17 protein-coding genes are annotated in these 19,722 nt (G+C 71.1%); 4 read left to right on the top strand and 13 right to left on the bottom strand.

Features of this window, described 5'->3' with window-relative positions; translation table 11 throughout:
• Nucleotides 1-22: 22 nt before the first annotated feature.
• From ACQPZX_RS18345 to ACQPZX_RS18335, 3 genes are read left to right on the top strand one after another with little or no spacing between them, the layout of a single operon-like run.
• On the top strand, nucleotides 23-1,138 hold the full coding sequence (locus ACQPZX_RS18345; RefSeq protein WP_433382120.1) for a WD40/YVTN/BNR-like repeat-containing protein: 1,116 nt from the start codon (nucleotides 23-25) through the stop codon (nucleotides 1,136-1,138).
• On the top strand, nucleotides 1,135-1,431 hold the full coding sequence (locus ACQPZX_RS18340; protein WP_433382117.1) for a MoaD/ThiS family protein: 297 nt from the start codon (nucleotides 1,135-1,137) through the stop codon (nucleotides 1,429-1,431). The genes ACQPZX_RS18345 and ACQPZX_RS18340 overlap by 4 nt, the downstream gene beginning before the upstream one ends.
• Before the next feature lie 36 nt (nucleotides 1,432-1,467).
• Complete coding sequence (locus ACQPZX_RS18335) at nucleotides 1,468-2,064, top strand: hypothetical protein (protein ID WP_433382114.1); 597 nt, start codon at nucleotides 1,468-1,470, stop codon at nucleotides 2,062-2,064.
• Nucleotides 2,065-2,070: 6 nt separating this feature from the next.
• Here ACQPZX_RS18335 and ACQPZX_RS18330 read toward each other — a convergent pair whose 3' ends face one another.
• The 10 genes from ACQPZX_RS18330 to ACQPZX_RS18285 all read right to left on the bottom strand — a co-directional run bounded on the left by ACQPZX_RS18330 (nucleotide 2,071) and on the right by ACQPZX_RS18285 (nucleotide 14,087).
• Nucleotides 2,071-2,559, bottom strand: coding sequence for a nucleoside deaminase (locus tag ACQPZX_RS18330; RefSeq protein WP_433382111.1), 489 nt, complete (start codon nucleotides 2,557-2,559; stop codon nucleotides 2,071-2,073).
• 70 nt (nucleotides 2,560-2,629) lie between these two features.
• Nucleotides 2,630-3,355 (bottom strand): dienelactone hydrolase family protein, encoded by a 726-nt coding sequence (locus ACQPZX_RS18325; protein WP_433382109.1) that lies wholly within the window; start codon nucleotides 3,353-3,355, stop codon nucleotides 2,630-2,632.
• Between the two features lie 33 nt (nucleotides 3,356-3,388).
• Nucleotides 3,389-4,534 carry a 4-hydroxybenzoate 3-monooxygenase gene (locus ACQPZX_RS18320; protein WP_433382106.1) on the bottom strand — a complete coding sequence of 382 codons (1,146 nt, stop codon included), beginning with the start codon at nucleotides 4,532-4,534 and terminating at the stop codon, nucleotides 3,389-3,391.
• Between the two features lie 23 nt (nucleotides 4,535-4,557).
• On the bottom strand, nucleotides 4,558-5,340 hold the full coding sequence (locus tag ACQPZX_RS18315; RefSeq protein WP_433382104.1) for a DUF4142 domain-containing protein: 783 nt from the start codon (nucleotides 5,338-5,340) through the stop codon (nucleotides 4,558-4,560).
• Between the two features lie 77 nt (nucleotides 5,341-5,417).
• A complete protein-coding gene (locus tag ACQPZX_RS18310) occupies nucleotides 5,418-6,977 on the bottom strand; it encodes an alkaline phosphatase D family protein (protein ID WP_433382101.1) in 1,560 nt (519 codons plus the stop codon).
• Nucleotides 6,978-7,049: 72 nt separating this feature from the next.
• The gene (locus ACQPZX_RS18305) at nucleotides 7,050-7,667 is read right to left on the bottom strand and encodes a DedA family protein (protein WP_433382098.1); all 618 of its coding nucleotides are present in this window, start codon (nucleotides 7,665-7,667) and stop codon (nucleotides 7,050-7,052) included.
• Nucleotides 7,668-7,727: 60 nt separating this feature from the next.
• Nucleotides 7,728-8,987, bottom strand: coding sequence for a pyridoxal phosphate-dependent aminotransferase (locus ACQPZX_RS18300; protein ID WP_433382095.1), 1,260 nt, complete (start codon nucleotides 8,985-8,987; stop codon nucleotides 7,728-7,730).
• A gap of 287 nt (nucleotides 8,988-9,274) precedes the next feature.
• Nucleotides 9,275-9,907: an SIMPL domain-containing protein gene (locus tag ACQPZX_RS18295; RefSeq protein WP_433382092.1), complete on the bottom strand. Its 633-nt coding sequence runs from the start codon at nucleotides 9,905-9,907 to the stop codon at nucleotides 9,275-9,277.
• A 47-nt stretch (nucleotides 9,908-9,954) separates the two neighbouring features.
• Nucleotides 9,955-11,622 (bottom strand): phospholipase D-like domain-containing protein, encoded by a 1,668-nt coding sequence (locus tag ACQPZX_RS18290; protein ID WP_433382089.1) that lies wholly within the window; start codon nucleotides 11,620-11,622, stop codon nucleotides 9,955-9,957.
• Complete coding sequence (locus ACQPZX_RS18285; RefSeq protein ID WP_433382087.1) at nucleotides 11,619-14,087, bottom strand: tetratricopeptide repeat protein; 2,469 nt, start codon at nucleotides 14,085-14,087, stop codon at nucleotides 11,619-11,621. Before ACQPZX_RS18285 ends, ACQPZX_RS18290 begins: the two co-directional genes overlap by 4 nt.
• Nucleotides 14,088-14,153: 66 nt before the next feature.
• On the opposite strand from ACQPZX_RS18285, the gene ACQPZX_RS18280 reads away from it, so the two are divergent.
• A complete protein-coding gene (locus ACQPZX_RS18280) occupies nucleotides 14,154-14,609 on the top strand; it encodes a nitroreductase/quinone reductase family protein (RefSeq protein WP_433382084.1) in 456 nt (151 codons plus the stop codon).
• On the opposite strand, the gene ACQPZX_RS18275 is transcribed toward ACQPZX_RS18280, so the two are convergent.
• From ACQPZX_RS18275 to ACQPZX_RS18265, 3 genes are read right to left on the bottom strand one after another with little or no spacing between them, the layout of a single operon-like run.
• Nucleotides 14,606-16,243: a hypothetical protein gene (locus ACQPZX_RS18275; RefSeq protein ID WP_433382081.1), complete on the bottom strand. Its 1,638-nt coding sequence runs from the start codon at nucleotides 16,241-16,243 to the stop codon at nucleotides 14,606-14,608. The two genes, ACQPZX_RS18280 and ACQPZX_RS18275, sit on opposite strands and share 4 nt — an antisense overlap.
• Complete coding sequence (locus ACQPZX_RS18270; protein WP_433382078.1) at nucleotides 16,236-17,078, bottom strand: hypothetical protein; 843 nt, start codon at nucleotides 17,076-17,078, stop codon at nucleotides 16,236-16,238. The genes ACQPZX_RS18275 and ACQPZX_RS18270 overlap by 8 nt, the downstream gene beginning before the upstream one ends.
• Nucleotides 17,079-17,084: 6 nt before the next feature.
• Nucleotides 17,085-19,355, bottom strand: coding sequence for a glycosyltransferase (locus ACQPZX_RS18265; protein ID WP_433382075.1), 2,271 nt, complete (start codon nucleotides 19,353-19,355; stop codon nucleotides 17,085-17,087).
• Nucleotides 19,356-19,722 lie beyond the last annotated feature (367 nt).

Genomic DNA, 19,722 nt, shown 5'->3' with positions numbered 1-19,722 from the left:
CTGGTGGTGCACGATGGCAGGCATGACTTCTGTACGGCTGCTGGTAGGCACACGCAAGGGCGCGTTCACGCTGACCGCGGACGGCGCGCGCAAGGACTGGACGGTGAGCGGCCCGCACTTCGGCGGGTGGGAGATCTACCACGTCAACGGCTCCGCGGCCGACCCCGACCGGCTGTGGGCATCCCAGTCGTCGGGCTGGTTCGGGCAGATCATCCAGCGCTCCGACGACGGCGGCAAGTCGTGGAACCCGGTGGGCAACGACTTCGCGTACGAGGGCGAGGTCGGCGACCACCTCTGGTACGACGGCACGCCCCGCCCCTGGGAGTTCAAGCGGATCTGGCACATCGAGCCCTCCCGCACCGACCCCGACGTCGTCTACGCCGGCGCCGAGGACGCCGCGCTGTATCGCTCCACCGACGGCGGCGCGAGCTGGACCGAGCTCACCGCCCTGCGTACGCATGAGACGGGCCCTCGCTGGCAGCCCGGCGCCGGCGGCATGTGCCTGCACACCATCCTGCTCGACCCGGTGAACCCGGACCGGATCTTCGTCGCCATCTCGGCGGCCGGCGCCTTCCGCAGCGACGACGCCGGCAAGTCCTGGCAGCCGATCAACCGCGGGCTGCGGTCCGGCGGGATCCCCGACGAGGACGCCGAGGTCGGCCACTGCGTGCACCGGCTCGCGATGCACCCGTCGCGCCCGGACGTGCTGTTCATGCAGAAGCACTGGGACGTGATGCGCACCGACGACGCCGGCGGCAACTGGCGCGAGATCAGCGGCGACCTGCCCACCGACTTCGGCTTCCCGATCGCCGTGCACGCCCACGAGCCGGAGACCGTCTACGTCGTGCCGATCACCAGCGACTCCGAGCACTACGTCCCCGACGCCCGCCTGCGGGTGTACCGCAGCCGCACCGGCGGCGGCGAGTGGGAGCCGCTGACGAACGGCCTCCCGCAGGAGAACTGCTACGTGAACGTCCTGCGCGACGCCATGGCCGTCGACACTCTGGACGACTGCGGCATCTACTTCGGCACGTCCGGCGGCGCAGTCTACGGCTCCCCCGACGGCGGCGACTCCTGGCAGCCCATCGTCCGCGACCTGCCGGCCGTCCTCTCGGTCGAAGCCCAGGTGCTGCCGTGATCCGCGTGATCCTGCCGCCCCACCTGCGCAACCTGGCCCGGGTGAGCGGCGAGGTCAAGGTCGCCGTGGACGGCGAGGTGACCCAGCGCGTGGTGCTGGACGCGGTGGAGGAGCAGTTCCCCATGCTGATTGGCACCATGCGCGACCGCGCCACCGGCCGGCGGCGCGCCCTGGTCCGCTTCTTCGCCTGCGAGGAGGACCTCTCCAACGAGTCGCCGGACGCCCCGCTCCCCGACCGTGTGGCGTCCGGCGAGGAGCCGTTCCTGGTGGTAGGCGCGATGGCCGGCGGCTGACGGGACCCGCGTCGACATCGCCCTTACGCTCGGGGCATGAGTGATATACGGAACGTGCGACTGTCGGCCGCGCCGGCCAATCTGGAGTACGCGCGGCGCGTCTACGACCGGGTGATCGACTGGTACAAGGTCGCGGAGACCAAGGCCCAGCTGATCCTCACCGTGAACGGCGCCTTCGTCACGATCGCTTTCGGGATCCTGACCGGCAGCATCGCGGACCTGCGTGACTCGCTCGACGAGTGGGGCGCGCTGACCTGGCTCTTCCTGACGCTGACGGTGGTCACCATCTCGGCGTCGATCGTCTGCGCGGCACTGAGCCTGCTCTCCCAGCACGAGCGGCACATCCGGCAGGACTTCAAGCAGCTCAAAATCGACCCCGACCGCGAGAAGACGTACCGCCCGGAGGGCGCCTGGTACTACGGCCACATCGCCAAACTGCGCTGGGAGGGCGTGCAGAGCATGCTGGCCGGCGCCGACGAGAAGTTCGAGGTGGACGTGCTCACGTACCACGTGCACGGCCTGTCCCAGACCGTCCTGCGCAAGCACCGTCTGATCAACGCCGGCTGGATGCTGACCGCCGCCACCCTGCTGTCCCTGGTCGGCGCCGGCGCCTCCCTCCTGCTGCACCGCTGATCCGGGTCACGATGTCGCCAGGCCCAGCGCCCACGTGCGGAAGCCCGACTCGGGCGCCTCGTCGCAGTAGCGGCGGAACTGGTCCCGCGCCTCGTCGCGGCGCAGGCCGCCGGTCACCGCGGGCGGCGCGAACCACGGGTGGCTCGGCCACGACGCCGCGACCGCGGCGCCGCCGTCCGACGGGGACTCGAGGGCGTAGTAGACGTCCGTGACCTTCAGTGCCATGGCCGCCCCCATGCACATCAGGCACGGCTCGAGGTTGACCGCCAGGCGCAGCGGATGCGGCCGGTCCCGCCAGCCCAGCCGGGTGTCCGCCTCGGTCATCGCGAGCAGGTCGGCGTGCACGAGCCGCCGCCCCGACGCGACGTCCTGGGTGTGGGCCCGGCCGATGATCTCGCCGCCCATCTCGACGACCGCCCCGATCGGGAGCTCGCCGCGCGCCATCCCCTCCTCGGCCACCTCGATCGCGGCCGCCACCAGGTCGTCCGGCGTCATGAGCGGCCCTTCCGGCGTCATGAGCGGCCCCGAGGCGGGTCGTCCGGCGTCATGACCGGCCCGCGAGGGGTCATGAGCGGCCCGCGAAGAACGACACCGCCTCGTTGATGGCCAGGTCGGTGAGCGCCGGGTCGTGCCGGGCGCCGATGTCGCGCATGAAGGCGTGCTCCCCGCCCCGATAGATGTGCAGCTCCACGTCGTCGAGCCCGGCCGCGTACAGCGCCGACACGATCTGCAGCCGCGCGTCGGCCGGCACGTGCGGGTCCCGCGAGCCGAACACCACCATCAGCCGGCCCGTGATGTCGGCCGAGCGCGACAGCGAGTCGGCCACGTCCGCGCCCAGCGCGCCGTTCTGCAGCCCGGTCGGATAGAAGCAGACCGTCGCCGCCACGCGCGGGTCGAAGGCCGCCCGGAACGCCAGGTGCCCGCCGATGCAGAACCCGGTCACGAACAGGGACGTGACGTCGTCGCGCGCCGCCAGGTGGTCGAGGACCGCGGCGCGATCCGCGTCGAACATCGCGGTCGGCGTCGCGGCGGCGCCGGCCAGACCGGCCGCCTTGCCGGCGTCATCGAACTCCAGCGCGACGCCCGCCAGCTCTCCGTGCGGATAGATTTCCGGTACGGCGACGACGAAGCCGGAAGCGGCGAAGCGGCGCGCCGTCCGAAGCGTCGACTCGGTCAGCTGGAAGATGTCCGTGTAGAGCAGGAGCCCGGGCCACGCCCCGTCACCCACCGGCCGGATCACCCTGGTGCGGATTTCGCCCGCGACGGTCACGTCGTCCTCGCGTACCTTCATGCCGAGTGACCCTACGACAGGCGGCGGGCGGAATCAGGAAACCAGGTCCACTCCGGCCATCATGTCGGCGAACGCCACCCCCGCCGCGCGGTTGGTGAAGAGCCGGTCGAAGCGGGCGCGGGCGAGCCGCCGCTGGAACGGGTCGCCGCTGGTGTCGTGCACCATCTCGGTGAACCAGCGGGAGAACTCCTGATAGTCCCAGGTGCGCCGCAGGCACACGTCGGAGTAGGCCCGCAGCGCCGTGTCGTCGCCCCGCACCGCCGAGGTCAGCGCCCCGGCCAGCACATAGGCGTCGGCGATCGCGAGATTCATGCCCTTCGCGCCCATCGGCGTGATGATGTGGGCGGCATCCCCCGCCAGGAACAGTTTCTCGTACGCCATGGGCTCCACCACGAAGCTGCGCATCTCGACCACTTCGCGGTCGGTGATGGTCCCGCCCAGCGACGGGTCGCCGAGGCGCAGGCGCAGCTTGTCCCACGCCTCGTCGTCGGTCCAGGCGCGGGGGTCCTCCTCGCCCGGCTTGTACTGCAGGTAGAACCGGCTGGCGACCGGCCCGCGGGGGAACTGGGCGGCGAAGCCGTGCCGCCCGATCCCCATCAGCGGGTACTTCGGCGGCGACGCGTCGGCCAGCATCGTGTACCAGCCGATGCCGTGGTCGAAGGTGTACGTGGTCAGCTCGTCCTCGGGGATGCTGCGGCGGCTCACGCCGTGGAAGCCGTCGCAGCCGGCCACGTACGAGCAGTCGAGCGACACGTCGCCGTAGGTGACCCGCGGCGAGCCGCCGAGCGAGTGCAGCTCCACGTCCTTGGCGTTGAACCGCAGGTCGCCACCCTCGTCGAGGAACGTGGTCAGCAGCCGGCGCACCAGCATCTGCTGGGGGACGATCGACCCGCCGCGCCCGTCGGAGAGGGCGGCGATGTCGAGCAGGCGCGGCTCCCCTTCGTACCGGAACTCGAGGAACGTCTGCGTGGGCACGCCGGCGAGCACCTGGTCGGCTAGGCCGGCCTCGGCGAAGACCCGCCCGCCGAAGTGGTCGAGCACGCCGGCGCGCTGCCGCTCCTCCACATAGGAACGGTCGCGCGCCTCGAGCACGACACAGCCTATCCCGTTGCGCTGCAACAGATTGGCAAGGGTCAGACCGGCCGGACCGGCCCCGACGACAACGACATCGGTGGGCATGGCACCCACCGTATCGAAGAAAGTCATTCGTTGTAGTACCGCGGGCGGTACGCGCGGCGACGGCTTCCCTTCAGCAGCTGGCGGGTCAGCAGCGCGCCCGCGGCGACCCCGCCGCCGAGCGTCGCGAGGATGAGCGGCATGTTCGAGACCGGCGCCGGCGCGGGCGCGGGCCGCGCGGCCGCGGCCACCGGGGTCGCGGTGGGGGCATTGGGCGGCGGGACGGTCGGCAGGGCCTGGTAGTCGACGATGTCGCTGGACTCGAGCAGCGTCATGTGCGTCATCACGAACTGGTTGGCCTGCTGGGCGAGCCGCCGCACGGTGTCGTTGCGGGTGCCGGCCCGGATGTTCGCGATCGCGGGGAAGATCTTGCCGTGGGCGGCGCGCAGCCGGTCGATGTAGATCTGGTCGAACTCCTCGCCCTCGGCGTCGCGCATCTCGCCCAGCCATTTCTGCTGATCGGCGTTGGGCTTGTCGGGCAGGTCGATCTTCAGCTTCTTGGCCGCGGTGCGGGTCAGCTGGTCGAGGGCCACGTGCTGCGCCGAGATGCTCTTCCCGATCGACTGGATGCGCGGGTCGTCCGACTTCTGCTGCGCCATCTCGCCGGCCGGGATCTCCCACAGCCCGGCGAGGCGCACCTTCGTGACGAAGTCGCGGTCGGCCGCCGAGAGCGTGCCCTCGGCCTTGTCGGAGAGCAGCCCGTTGGGCGGAACCGGAACCGCCGGTTCCGCCCGGGCCGTGGCCGGGTCGAGGAGGATCAGCGCGAGCGCGGCTACAACCGGGCCCCACAGGCGTTGCCACTTCGACATACGGACCTCCCGACAGCAGCTGCACAGGCTATTGACAGGAAGTACGCGTCATCGACCGGAAAGGATTAATCCAAATTTCAGGCGGTGACGAGCCGGGAGGTTCCGGCCTCGACCGCGTACGACGCGGACGTCGTCACCGGGGTCTCGCGGACGTCGATCGTCTCGACCGTCCGCACGTCGGTGTGCCAGGCCGCGCGGTTGACCGAGCAGCGCAGGTAACCGCGGCGCGAGCCGTCGAAGTAGCGTACGTGCGGGTTGAGCGTCGGGTTGAGCGCCTTCAGCGGCGCGTCGAACGCGATCGGGAAGTCCGAGCTCACCGAGGTGGCGGTGAACTCGACGGCCACCGGCGCCTGGGCGAGGTCGTCGGGGTTGACGCGCAGCTCACTGAACCAGGTCGAGTGGATGTCGCCGGCCAGGATCACCGGGTTGGGCACCCGCGCGGCGGCGAGGTGCGTGAGAAGCCGGGTGCGCTGCGGCGCGTACCCGTCCCACTGGTCGAGGTTGGCGACCAGCGGCGGCACCCCGCCGGTCGGGTTGGGGAACTTGATGCGGCTCATCATCACCTGCTGGGCGACGACGTTCCACCGGGCGTGTGAGTGATCGAGGCCGCCGAGCAGCCACCGCTCCTGGTCCTGGCCGGTCAGCGTGCCGGCGGTGTTCGCGTCACCGGCGACGGCGAGGCCGAAGTCGCCGGGGAAGCCGCCCGGCTGGTCGGTGCGGTACTGCCGGGTGTCGAGCACGTTGAGCCGCAGCAGCCGGCCGAAGTCGAAGCGGCGGAAGATCCGCAGGTCGGCGCTGCCCGGCCGCAGGTCGGCCCGGATCGGCATGTGCTCGTAGTAGGCCTGGTAGGCGGCCGCCCGCTGCTTCGCGAACTGCGCGACCGTCTGGTGCTTCGGACCGGTGTCGTCGATCTCGTCGATCAGCGACGCGTAGTTGTTCTCGGTCTCGTGGTCGTCCCAGGTGACGATCCACGGGAAGGCGGCGTGCGCGGCCTGCAGCGCCGGGTCGGTCTTGTACTGCGCGTGCCGGGCGCGGTAGTCGTCCAGCGTGACCAGCTGGTCGAGGCCCGGCGTCTGCGGGGTGGTGTGGTTGCGGTCGGCGAACCGGCTCGACGGGTCGTACTCGTAGATGTAGTCGCCGAGGTGCACGACCACGTCCAGGTCCTCGGCGGCCAGACCCCAGTACGCGGGCCAGTAGCCGTTCTGGAAGTCCTGGCAGTTCACGATGCCGAAGCGCAGCCGCGAGCAGTCGTCGCGCAGCGAGGGCGCGGTACGGGTGCGGCCGACCGGGCTGATCTTGCCGAGCGCCCGGAAGCGGTAGAAGTACTCCCGGCCCGGGGCGAGGCCGCGCACGTCGACGTGGACGGAGTGGGCCAGCGTGGCGCCGGCCCAGGTGCGGCCCCGGCGGGCGATGCGGCGGAAGCGCTCGTCGTACGCGACCTGCCACTCCACCTCGACCTTGCGGGACGACCGGGGGAACAGGCGGGTCCAGAGGATCACGCCGTCCGGCAGCGGGTCGCCGCTGGCGACGCCGAGCGGGAAGAGATCGGAGGTGGAGGCATATGCGGCAGTGCTGGGCAAAGCCGCGGCGGCGCCGGCGACAGCGGCGCCGGCGAGGAGTTGACGTCTGGTGGGCATGGTCGGACCCTCCCGGCAGGTGGTGGCACCCGGTCGACCATGGACTGAAGCAGACATGAACATGCATGTCTGTCACGGTGCCGACACAGACTCCCGTTCCTCTTCCGCCGCCGGCGACGCCACGTGCTGGATCAGCACGGCGAGGCCGGAGACGCCGAGCGCCACCGCCCCGGCCAGCAGGAAGCCGAGGATCGGGTGTCCCTCGAACACGCGGCCGCCGAAGTAGCCGATCAGCGCGGACTCGATCGCCCACACCACCACGCCGACCGCCGTGTACCAGCCGAACCGCGCCGCCGGATAGCCGACCACTCCGGCCGCGAGCGCGGTGGTCGACCGGCCGCCCGGCAGGTACCGGGCGAACACGATGACCAGCCCGCCGCGGCTGTGCAGCAGCCGATGCACCCAGGCGTGCAGCGCCTGGGCGCGCCGATGGCTCAGCCGGGCCTCCACCGACCCGGTGCTACGCCGCCCGATCCGGAACGAGGCCTGGTCCCCCAGGTACGCTCCGGCCGAAGCCGCCGCCACGAGCAGGGCGAGGTTCGGCCGCCCGGTGCTCGCCGCCGCGACGCCGCACGCCACCACGGTCGACTCGCTCGGCATGAACGGCAGCAGCGCGTCCAGCCCGGCCACAACGAACACCAATGCCAGCACCCACGGGCTGGCGGCGACGGCCTGCAGGTAGTGCGGCATGTCGTAACCATGCGGGACGAACCGAACACGCAAATGTACGGAATCGGAACAAGCGACGACCTACTGGCCGGACGCCCGGCGCGCCGTGTATTCGGAGCGGCGCGTCGGGTACTGGATGAGGTTGTTCGGGACCTCGTCCATCTGGTTCTGCCAGCCGCCGCGGCGGTTGTCCATCGGTTCCTCGTCGTACTGCGGGCGCTGCATGAACTGGCGGCCGTAGTCCATCATGCCGTCGAGCAGCCGGTCGACGTCGCGGGCCGGCCGCACCACCAGGCGCATGAACTGGCTGGTCATGCCCAGCTTGTTGCCGCACTCGCGGGTGTAGACGCCGTGGTTGGCGACCAGGAAGTCGCGCAGCGCCACGCCCGACCATTCGGTCGGCAGCTTCACCAGGATGAAGTTGCCCTGCGACGGGAAGACCGTCAATCCGGGTACGCGCGAGAGCTCCCCCGCCATCTGGCGACGGTCCCGGCTCAGCAGGCGCAGGCTGTCCTCGTACTCCTCCTCATGCTCTTGAATCATGAACACGACCTTTTCGGCCAGCGAATTCAGGTTCCACTTGGGCAGCGCCTTGGCGATGGTGCCGGCGATGGCCGGGTTGGCCAGCATGTAGCCGAAGCGGATGCCGTGCAGGCCGAAGTTCTTCCCGAGGCTCTTGAGCACAACCGTGTTCGGACGGATCACCGCGTCGGGGCCCACCGACGGGTACTGCTCGGCGTCGGAGAAGTCGATGAACGACTCGTCGATCACCACGAGGTCGAGGTCACCCAGCATGTCCATGAAGCGGATGACGTCGCGGCGCGGGATGTAGTTGCCGTCCGGGTTGTTGACGTTGCAGATCACCGCGACCCGGGAGTTGCGCTCGCGGATGAAGCGCACGTAGTCGTCCAGGTTGAGCCGGAAGCCGTCGCGCTCCTGCAGCGGGAACATGTCGACCCGCTTGCCGGTCTCGAACGGCTGGTCGGTCCAGCGGCCGAACGTGGGGATCGGGATCGCCACGCTCTCCTTGATCAGCAGGTGGTCGATCCAGGTGATCAGCTCGGTCGAGCCGTTCGCCATCGCCACCGTCTGCGGGTGCAGGCCGAGCACGCTGGCCAGCTTCTTGGTGATGTCCGTCGAGCTCGACGGGTAGTACTTGAGGATGTTCTTCAGGTCGCGCGACAGCTCGTCGAACATCTCCGGGGTCGGGAAGTACGGATTGCAGGGGATGCAGAAGTCCACGATCTCGACGCCCTCGCCCGCGCTTCGAGCGAGATCGAAGTAAGACGCACTGTGGGCTCCTTTGTGCAGGATCGAGGTGTCGATTCCGCTCCCGGCCATCGATACTCCTTCTCCGGTCCTCCGGCTGCGTTGCCGACCACGAGTACGGGACCGAAGGGGCAATCGTTCAATGCGTACGCCTGAGTGCTGAAGCTCCGCGGACGCCGGCTTCGCCGGTGCTGAGGACAACTTTTCGGCCAACCGTGCCGCGGCTGAAGAGGGCCTTAAGGCCGCCCCGGAAACGGCGCCGGCGCCCCGGCAAAGCGTGGGTTTCTCGGACGAACCGCACACTGCCTGGCCGCCGGCGCCGGTATCCGCCGACATCGGCATCCCGCAAGCCGTGACGGCTACTCGCGGGCGACGGCGAAGCCGAGGATGACGGCGGCCGAGACGACGATGTGGCCGGGCGCCAGGTCCTGGGCCGCCGCGTCGTCGGCGGAGGCGTGACTGCGGGAACGGTAGGTGTTGGTCTGCTCGGGGTCGACGTCCTCGATGTGCAGCACCGTGCCGAGGCGGACGCCGGCGGCCTCCGCGTACAGCTCGGCCTTGGCCCGGGCCGCGTCGACGGCCTTGCGCCGGGCCTCGGCCCGCAACTCCCGCTTGGCCGCCACGTCGAAGGTGATGCCGTCGATCTCGTGAGCGCCCGCCGCCACCACGTCGACCAGCAGCGGCTCGACGTCGTCCAGCGCGCGCGACTCGACTGCGAAGGCGGCCTGGCACTGATAGCCCGCGAACTTCTGCGAGCCGTCCACGTACTCGGTCGCGGTCCGAAGATTGAGCCGCGAGCTCTCGACCGCCGCGTCGTTGATCCCGTGCGAGCGCAACACGGCGCGCACCGCCCGCACCGCCGACCGGGCCACCTCGAAGGCGGCGGCCGGTGATTGCTCCGTCCGTACGATCTTGAACCGGACCCGTACGAGATCCGGGTTTGCCTTTACGCTTGCCGCGCCCAGCGCGGCGATCCCCCATGGACGTTCCACCATCTGCATGGTCAACGATCAAAGCAGACGGCGTCCACTACGGAAGGTCAGGCGCCGACCCAGAAGTCCATCTCGCGCAGCGCCGGGCTGCCCTCCTTGAGGTACCACTTCTGCCAGCTGTCCCGGTCGACCAGGCCCTTCCATCGCTTCGCCGCGGGCTGGATCTGCCGCCGGAAGCGCCACCGGTACTGGTTGTAGACGCTCATGATGTTCGTCGCGTACGCCCCGGACACCCCTGGCGCGTCCCGGATCACCAGAAGGTTCTCGTCGTTCGTGCCGCTCGCCTTGGGGCCGAGGTTGTGCGAGCCGGTGATGACCGCGGGCCGGTCGCCGAACGGGTCGACGACGATCACCTTGCTGTGCACCATCGCGAACGCCCGGTCGAGCTTCTTGAGCTCGGCCCGGAAGAACTCGGTGGGCTGGTCGATCGCCGCCGGCAGCACCACGTCGTAGTCGGCGAACTCGCGGTTGCGCTGATCGAACAGGCCGACCGGGTTGGGCTTGGTGCTCGGGTCCTGGTTGAGGACGCCGCGGAAGTACAGCCGGCTGCCGCCGCGCGGCGACCGGGCCAGGTCGAGGATCGCGTTGAGCAGCGACTCGCGCGGGCCCGGGTTGAACATGAGGAACAGCACGGCCTGCTGCGCCCCGGCGACGATCTTGCGGGCGTCGACCAGGTCGGCATGCTCGACGGTCGGGGTAAACCACAGGCGTACGCCGGCCTTGTCCACCTGCTGGTCGCGCGGCACCGTGTTGGCCTGCTTCAGCGACGCAGGCGAGGCGGCGCCCGCCTCGCGCAGCAGGTCCCACTGGGCGCGGTACTCCGCGGCCAGGCGCGGGTCGTCGATCAGCACCGAGTTGTTCGCCTGGGTGCACAGGCCGGTCATCGTCCAGTTCTGGCTGCCGGTCCACACCCAGCGCGGCGTGCCGTCGTCGTCGCCGATCACCAGGAACTTGTTGTGGCCGAGGGCCCGGGGCGCGGTCATCCGGTCGTACACGTCGACCTTGCCCGCCACCAGCGCGGCCCGGCCCTCGGCGTTCTGGTCCTGGCCTTTCTTCTCCACGCTGCCGTTGGCGAGCACCACGTGCGCGCGGTCGCCGATCTTCAGCAGGGCGTCGGTCAGCTGCGGGTCGTCCAGCTCGTAGAGCGCGGCATGAACCTGCCGGCCCGAGGCGGCCGCCTCCGCGAGCAACGCGAAGAGCCTCTCCCCCAACGGCCCCGCGAGATAGTCGCGCAGCTTGTCGCCCGGGGTGGCGATCATCCGGTCGAGGTACTCGTTCTGCAGGTCGTGGCCGGTGACGCCGAGCCGCCGCGACACCCACTGCGAGGCCACGATGCCCCGGTTGAAGAGCACCTCGATGCCCGGGGAGACCGCGTGCGACAACACGATCGGGTCGGTCCAGTCGCTCGCGTTCTCCGGATCGGGGTGCAGGCTGTCCTTGTTGGGCCCGACCATCGGCAGCACGCGGTAGGCGAGCTCGTCGCCCGGCTCGGCCATGTAGTCGGTCCACTGGTACTTCTGGATCGGCCAGTTCGTCGAGGCACGGCGCTCGCCGTCGGCGGCCAGTTGCCCCTCGAAGCCGACCCACGTGCTGACCACTTCTTCGACACCGTTGCGGCGCCGCAGCAGGCCGAAGCCACGGCAGTCGGCGATGAACCCGTCCGGTTTCCACGCGATGAAGACGTCATCGCCGTTGTGATAGACCCTGACCTTCATGCTGGCCCCCCTCGTCGCATCGTCGCACGCCAGGGCCACTTTCCTCGCGTCCGCTTCCCGACATCCGCGGTGGCCAGGCCGATCTGCCGCAGGCTCTCCTCCACCGTGGCCGTGGCCGGGTGACCGCCCCCGAAATGCTCCCGGTAAGCGGGCAGAAGTTCTTCGAGCAGCTCCCGGGCCCGGTCGAAGTCGCCCACCTTGGCCAGGACGACGGCCACGTTGTTTCTGGCCGGCAATGACGCGTACGGCGGGGAGCCCAGTCGCTCGCGTGCCGCGGCGAACCGCTCGTACCAGGGCAGCGCCAGCGCCGGGAGGCGAGCCTCCACGAACGCCTCTGCCACGTCGTTGAGATAGCCGAGCGTCGCGTCGTCGTCCGGGCCCTTCACCTCCGCGCGGGCGGCCACGCCCCGCTCGAAGGCGTCCGCCGCCGCCTCGGTGTCGCCGGCGGCCAGGTGAGCGCGCCCCAGCCCGTCCAGGGCCTCCAGCAGCTGCCAGTAGTCCACCTCGTCGCCGGCGGCGATCTCCTCGTACACCGGCGCCGCCCGCTCCGGATGGCCGGTCTCGAGGTGCAGCTCGGCCAGTTTCGCCCGGACGACGACGGTGTCCGCCGCGTCCGGTCCGTAACGGATCTCCGACCAGTACAGCAGCTCCTCGCAGGGCGCGATCGCGTTTCCGAGCTGGCCGATCAGCTCGAGGAACCCGACCATCCGATCGAGGCATTCGAGCACGCTCTCGCCGCCCGGCTCGTCGATCCGCTCGAAGCTCGCCTTGAGCGCCTCGAGCTGCCGCCACCCGGTGATGGCGGCGCGGCCCTTCCGGACCGGGCTCGCATACCCGCGGATGATCTCCCGGCATTGCTGCACGAGATGGAAGCGCAGGGACGTCGTGTACCGGTGGTCGGGCCCAACCGCCTTGACCGCGTCCGGAATGGTGCGCCGGCACAGCTCGATCGCTTTCTCGTCCTCGCCCGCCTCGATGTACGCGAGGGCGAGCCGCACCCGGGCGTGCACCGTCGCCGGGTTCCGCCGCCCGTTGGCCCGCACCGCCTCGGCGGCGATAGCCTCGAGCAGGCTGATGGCCTGGGCCTCCCGGCCGAGCCGGGTGAAGACACGCGCATGCACCGTGCGGGTGTCGATCACCTCGGGATGGGTGGAGCCGAGCAGGCGCTCGTGCACGGCGAGAACCGCACGGATCAGCTCGCCCGCCCGCGCCCGGCTGCCGTCCAGATCGAGGAGCAGGTCGGCCAGGTGAGCGGCCAGGGCGAGCGCGTCGGCCCGGTCCGCCAGCCCGGTGAGGCGCGTGATCGCGGTGTCCAGGTGCGCGGCCAGCCGCTCGCGCTGGGTCCAGGTGCGAGCGGCGTGCCACGCCGACTCCAGCCCGGCCCCGGCGTTCTGCCAGCCGTCGGGCGCGGCCGTCCGGTTGACCGCCTGCACGAGCCGGTGCACGGCGACCGCGTCCTCGTCCCGGGTGACCAGGCCGTACGACGCGAGCCGGCCGACCGCCTCCCGATCGTCGTCCAGCAGGGCGAACGGGATGTCCTCGGGGGCGTACCAGGCCATCGCCCGCAGCAGCGCCCCAGGCTCGGGCCCGTGCTCGGCCTCGATCCGGTCGAACGTGACCTGCCAGACCCGCCCGACCGTCCGCTGTGGATCCTCGCCGGCCGGCACCCACGACCAGGCGTCGCCCGAGCGGGTCAGCCGCTCTAGGTGATCCCGGGCCGTGACGTCGTTCTGCACCAGATAGGCGCCGGCCATCTCGATCGCCAGCGGCAACCCGCCCAGCGCCGCGCACAGCTCGTCGGCCCCGTCGCGCAGCCGCTCGTCCGCGACCAGCCCGTCGAACAGCTCGCGAGCCTGCGCCGTCGAGAGCACCTCCAGCCGCGTCGGCACGGCCAGGCCGGCCCAGCCCTCGGTCTGCCGGCTGGTGACGAGGAACCGCCCCCGGGTGTGCGCGGCGAGGATCCCGGCCACATCGGACGGCCGGCTCACGTTGTCGAGCACCAGCAGCCAGCCGTCGTGCGCGTCGAGCCAGTCCCGGCACCACGGAACCGCGGTCTCGTCGGGGTGGCCGCCGAGCTCCGGGTGCAGCCGCCGGGCCAGCGCCGCGAGTCCCGCGTCGAGGCGGGCCGGCGTCTCCGCGGTCAGCCACCAGATCGGGTTGTAGCGCTCCCGCTGGGTCAGCGCGTACCGCCGCGCGAGCGTCGACTTGCCGATCCCCCCGAGCCCGGTGATGGCCTGCGTGATGACGCCGTTGTCGTGCTCGAGCGCGGCGGTCACCGCGTTCAGCTCGGCCGCCCGCCCGACGAAGAGCGCATCGGCGTGGAACAGCCCCACCAGCCCGGCCGGCGCGGCGACCTCATCGGCCGGGCTGATCCGCCCCGGCTCGATACGGTTCATCGTGTTCGTCGCGTAGTCGCCGGTCGAGATGATGCCCTCGTTGTGCCCGACCCACACGTCCCGCCCCATGAAGGGAGTGTGCCGGTGCGCCCGGCCCGATTCCCAGGCCTTGACGGATACATTCACCCTGAGGCCATGTCGGACGAACGACCCCCGCGAGTGCCGGCGCGCTGGATCGTCAGAACCGCCTGGGTGGTGCACCGCGGCCTCTACCGCGTCACCGCCGGCCGCGTCGGGCTGTGGCGCCCGAAAGGTACGCGCTGGGGCGCGCTGCGCCTCACCACGGTCGGCCGGCGCAGCGGCAAGCGGCGCAGCGTGATCCTGGCCTACTTCGAGGACGGGCCCAACCTGGTGCTGCTGTCGATGAACGGCTGGGGCGAGGGCGAGCCGGCCTGGTCCCTCAACCTGCGCGCCGACCCGGCCGCGACGGCCGAGGTGGCGGGCCGCGCCCGCGAGGTGCGGGCCCGCCTGGCCGAGGGCGCCGAGCACGCCCGCCTCTGGGACCGCTGGCGCCACTTCGACAAGCAACTCGACGGCTACGCCGGCCTGCGCACCACGCCGACAACCGTCTTCGTCCTCGAGCAGCGTTAGCCCTTGCGGAGCCGCCTCTTGAGGGCGCGGGCGAACTGGCGCGGGTGGCGCACCTTCGAAACCTTGCGGGTCACTTCGTGCAGGCGCATGGCCGGCGAGTTGCGGAGCTTGCGCAGGTCGTCGCGGGTGGTGCGGATCTGCTGTTCGCGGGTGCGCAGGCTCTGGTCGCGGAAGCGCATCGTGCGCTCGAGGCCGAAGACCTTGCCGGCCAGCTCGACGGCCTTGACCCGGTCGGCCTCGGCGTCGGCGATGATGGTGCGCAGGTCGGGCTCGTCAGCGAGGGGCTCGGCGAGCTGGTCGGCGATCTCGCGGCCGCGCTTGAGGACGCCGGGAGTCGCCTCGATGCCGGACATGCCCAGCCACGTGGCGACCAGGTCGTCGCTCTCGACGGTCCACGGAGGCCACGGGTGGCGGCGGTGGGCGCGGATCAGCCGGTCGCGCAGCCGGTGGTAGGCCGCGGCCAGCAGTTCCGCCGGGCCGTCGCCGGCCGAGGTGCGCAGGCCCCGCACGCCGCGGGTGAAGCCGCCGGCGTCGGGGAACAGGTCGTCGAGCAGGATCAGGCCCTCGGCCGCGCCGCCCCACGCGCCGAGACCGGCGGCGAAGGCGCGGAAGCCGGGCACGTCCTCGGCCGCGGCCAGGCGGAACAGCAGGGTCTCCACCGACTCGGTGTCGGGCAGCCGGCTCGCCACCACCGCGGGCGAGGCCGAGTGCACGCTGAGCGTCCATTCGCCCTCGTCGAGGTCGGCCAGCAGCACGCCGTCCTCGCCCACCGGCGCGTACGCCGTGTGGGTGGCGCCGCCGGAGCCGAGCACCGCGAGCCAGCCGGGCGCGACCGCGCCGAGCAGCCCGGCCCGCGCGGCGGCGGAAGCGCCGTCGTCGACCGAGGCGAGCAGCGGCGTGTGCGCCGCCGCGGCCGCGAGCCCCGCGACCGCCAGCGACGCGCCGGGCCGGCCGGGCCGGGACGACGCGGCGGCGGAAGCGTCGAGCAGGGTGTGAATCGTGCCGGCCTCATCGAACGCAGCGTACAGCCGGGTGAGCCGCTCGCCGAGGGCCGCGGACACCTGAGCCGGCGACGTGGGCCGCGCCGGGTCGTCGTGCAGCGGCCGCCACTCGTCGTCGCCGTGCCGGGCGTCGAGCGGGCGCCGGTCGTAGAGCCCGGTCAGCGCGAACTCGTTCTCGACGGCGACGAGCACCAGCGAAGAGGGCGAGGCGAGGCGCTGCAGCTCGGCGAGCCGTGCGGGCCAGTCGAGCGCCGGCGAGTCGGCGCCGAGCACCCGGTCGAGGCCGTCGGCGGCGATGACCACGTCGAACGGCTCGACGTCGACCAGCCCGTCCAGCGCGCCGGTGATCACCGTGACCGACGCCGATGGGATCGCCGCGCGCAGGTCCTGGGCGTCGCTCACGGACCGGAGCAGGACGGTCAGCGACGCGCTGCGGGCCGCGACGAAACCGGTCAGGGCGTGCGAGTGGGGCCCGGCGATCAGGACGCGCCCGAGCGAGACCGGCAGCAGGTCCTCGAGCAGGGCCAGCAGCGTCGCGCCGCCGGCGGGCGCGCGGTAGCCGGTGTAGTCCGTCCACGGCTGGATCTCGCCCCGGACGATCTCGACGGCGGGGGTCTGTGCGCTGTCAGTCACGCTGGTTCCAATCGAAGAGCATGCGCATCTCGGCCGGCGGCATCATCCAAGCCTTGCCGAGCTCGTCGTCGGTGATGGCCCGGGCGGTGGCCAGGTCGATGTCCTTGCCGAGCAGGTCGCCCCAGAGCCGGGCGATGCGGGTCTGGCCGCCGAAGAGCGGGTTGTCGCCCTCCAGCTCCATCGCGTCGCCGTACACGGCCGGCTCGCAGCCCGCCGCCACGCCGTAGAAGATCGCCGTGGCGAGCCGGTTGGACGCCACCCGCTTGAACCCGCGGAACGCCTTGAGCTGCTTGTACAGGAACTTGCGGTCGGTGCCCTCGTAGTTCCAGCCGCGCTTGCCGAAGCAGATCACGTCGAAGCCGGCGTCCTCGTAGACGCGGCGCACCTCGGGGCGCTCGTACTCGGTGTAATAGAGGCTGATCGTGACCGGCTCGGACTCGGTCTCCCGGATCTCGTCGATCAGCCGCTGGTGGTCACCGTGGATCTTGGCGCCCATGCCGGGCGCGTCCCACCCGTGGAAGAGGAACCACAGCGTGCCCTTGCGCTCGGCGTCGGGCACCCGGCCGAGATCCGGTTCCAGGTCCATCAGGTACAGCATCGGCGCGCCGGTCACGGCGTAGTTGCGCCGGCCGAGGGAATGGCCGCGCCGGCGGGGCGCGTCGCTCCAAACGTAGCGCCAGGCGCCATCGAAGAACTCGTGTACGGGATTCCAGCCGCACCCCACGTTCCAGCCGTGCTGGAGGTAGCCCGGGATGCGCGGCGGGAACTCGTCGTCCAGTCCGCAGTACCGGGCCAGGATGTGCTGCTGGCCGTAGTAGAAGTTGTGGTGATGCATGGCCGATCAGTCCGTTTCCAGGTGCAGGATGCCGGAACGCGGTCGCAGCGTGAACGACCCCACCCGCAGCGGCAGGCGCGCCAGCAGGAAGGTGTCGGTCTGGACAGCGTACGGGGTGGCGTCGCCCGGGTCGGCGAACAGCGTCCAGTTGGGCGCGTCGTCGTCGCCGGTCATCGCGCCGGCGTCGACCTCGGCCGACCAGCGCTCGTCGCCGACGGTGATCTCACAGGGCGCGTCGATCGCGTCGTCCGAGTTCGGCAGGAACCGCCGCCAGGTGATCTTCTCGTACGAGACGCCGGGCCAGCGCGGGCCCGAGACGGTCAGCCGCAGGGTGTCGTCCGACCGTTCGATCCGGTCGGCGGTGACCCGGGCCGGGCCCTCGATGAGGTTGAGGTATTGCCCCGGGGAGCGCGACACCGTGATCACCCGGCCGCCGCGGGGGGCCATGACGCCCTCGCGCAGGCCGGTGATCAGCAGCAGCACGTGGTCGTCGCCGTCGTGGATGCGCGGCACCAGCACCGTGCGGTCGAGGAACGGGTCGTCCGGGTTGACCGAGTCGGTCAGGTCGTCGAGCGCGACCCGGGCGGTGAAGCCGTCCATCGCGACCCCGCGCTGCTTGGGCTCGACGGCGCCGCGCTCGCGGCTCAGCGGGACGACGATGTCGCCGGCCGAGCGGGTCAGCCGCAGCTCCGGCTTGCTCATCCGGGACGGGATGCGGCCGGTCAGCACCAGGTCGCCGCCGTCCACCCCGGCGGCGGTGAGCTCGGGGGTGCCGGAGCGCAGCTGGATGGTGAGCCGGCCGTCCGGGGTGCGCACGGGCTGGACCCACTTGCCGTCGACCCAGTCGCCGAGCGGGTACCCGAGGCCGCCCGGGGTGAGCGCGTCGCGGCGGCGCACCCAGCCGGAGCGGATGTCGACCGCGATCCAGGCCGAGCCGGCCCAGCCCGGCAGCCCGGCGATCATGCGGCGCGGGATGCGGGTCTCGAACGCGAGGGGCTCCTCCGGCCCCGGCCGGTCGGTGAGCGTGACCGGGAGGCGCTGTTCGCGGCGGCCGCAGACCAGCGCGAGGCGCAGCGTGGTGTTGGTGGTGTCCACCGGCAGGTGGGCGATCTCGGCGGTGCCGCGCACGACCATCTCATCGGCGGTCCAGTCGAGCCCGGTCACCGCGGTGCGCACGGCGAGCTCGGCGCGGGGCAGCCGGTAGAACGACGGCGGCAGCTTCGAATCGCGCAGGCCCGGGTACTGGCTCTCGTAGCGCCACGGCGCGGTGGGGTGGCGCACGGCCTCGACCCGGCGGTGGTTCTCGGCGCGGAACCGGGCGAGCCGGCGCAGCAGGTCGGTGTCGCCGGCCTCGAGGGATTCGTATTCCAGGCGCTGGAAGGTGGTGGCCTCGGCGAGCACCTCGGGCAGCAGCCGGGAGCTGAGCCGGCGGCCGAGCGCGACCAGCGGGTCGAGATCGTCGTCGTCCGCGCTCGCGAACGCCTGCACGATGGTGGCCAGGTCCATCTCGGCGAAGTGCCGGTGCACCAGGCCGCGCAGCTCGTGCGCCCGCTTGTCGAGCAGGTCGAGCACCATCTCGGCCGATTTCACCCGGTCGGCGAGGTTGCCGTACTGGAACTTGAGCTGGGTGATCGATTCGCCGGACTCGCGCTCGCGCCAGTAGTAGACCGGGGCGGCGACGCAGTCGACCGTGATCGCCTCGAGGTGGCCACGGAGGGTCACCGGGTAGTCCTCGTACCGGATGGCCGGGAATTCGAATTTGAATTGATCCCAGAAGGTGCGCCGGTACACCTTGTTCCACACCATCCGGTCGGTGGCGAGGGAGGGGTGGTCGAAGACGTGGGTGGCGGGCTTGTTCGCCACGAACGGGATGCGATGCACATACGACTGGCGCACGCCGTAGGTGTTGTTGAAACGGCGGGCGTTGCCCGCCGCGAGCGACGAGGAGGTCGCGTCGAGGGAGCGGACCATTATCTCGTACGCGTGGCGCGGCACCAGATCGTCGCTGTCCACGAACGTTATGTAGTCGCCCTGGGCGTGCTGGACGCCGGTGTTGCGGGCCGGACCCAGGCCCTGGTTTTCCTGCGTGACGATGCGGAACCGGCCGTCGCGCGCGCAGAACTGACGCGCGGCCTCCACGCTGGCATCCTTCGACCCGTCGTCGACGAGGATGACCTCGAAGTCGCCGAACGTCTGCCGGGCGAGGGAGTCAAGGCAGTCGGTGATGTAGCGCTCGACGTTGTAGAACGGGACGACGATGCTGAGCCTCGGGGTCACCACTGTCTCTTACTGGATCCGGTCGAGTGAACACAAATTGCGCGACGCAGCATGACACCAGATCCTAGCGGCTACAGGGACCTGACGAGGATGCCCGAAAAGAGCACCAATGACCGCCTCCAGGAGAGGAACACTGCCCGACCTCCCGGTGTCGCCGAGGTTAACCGCCATAGTGGCCGCCACCGAGCGTGATCTTGGACGCAGGACCGGGCCCGGCGAGTGACGCAGGTCACTATCGGGACGAATCCGCAGGAAGCCTCGCGGATCAGTCCTCGTCGGACGATCCGGGTTCCGGAAGTTGTCATACCCCCGTCGTAGGGTCCGTCGAGGTAACCGGAACCCTACGGTTCGTGACGACGGGAGCCCG

The sequence above is a fragment of the Actinoplanes sp. CA-142083 genome (assembly GCF_050942195.1).
Lineage (GTDB): Bacteria > Actinomycetota > Actinomycetes > Mycobacteriales > Micromonosporaceae > Actinoplanes.
Note: the sequence above shows the minus strand (reverse complement) of the source record. Positions and strands in the feature narration are given on the sequence as shown.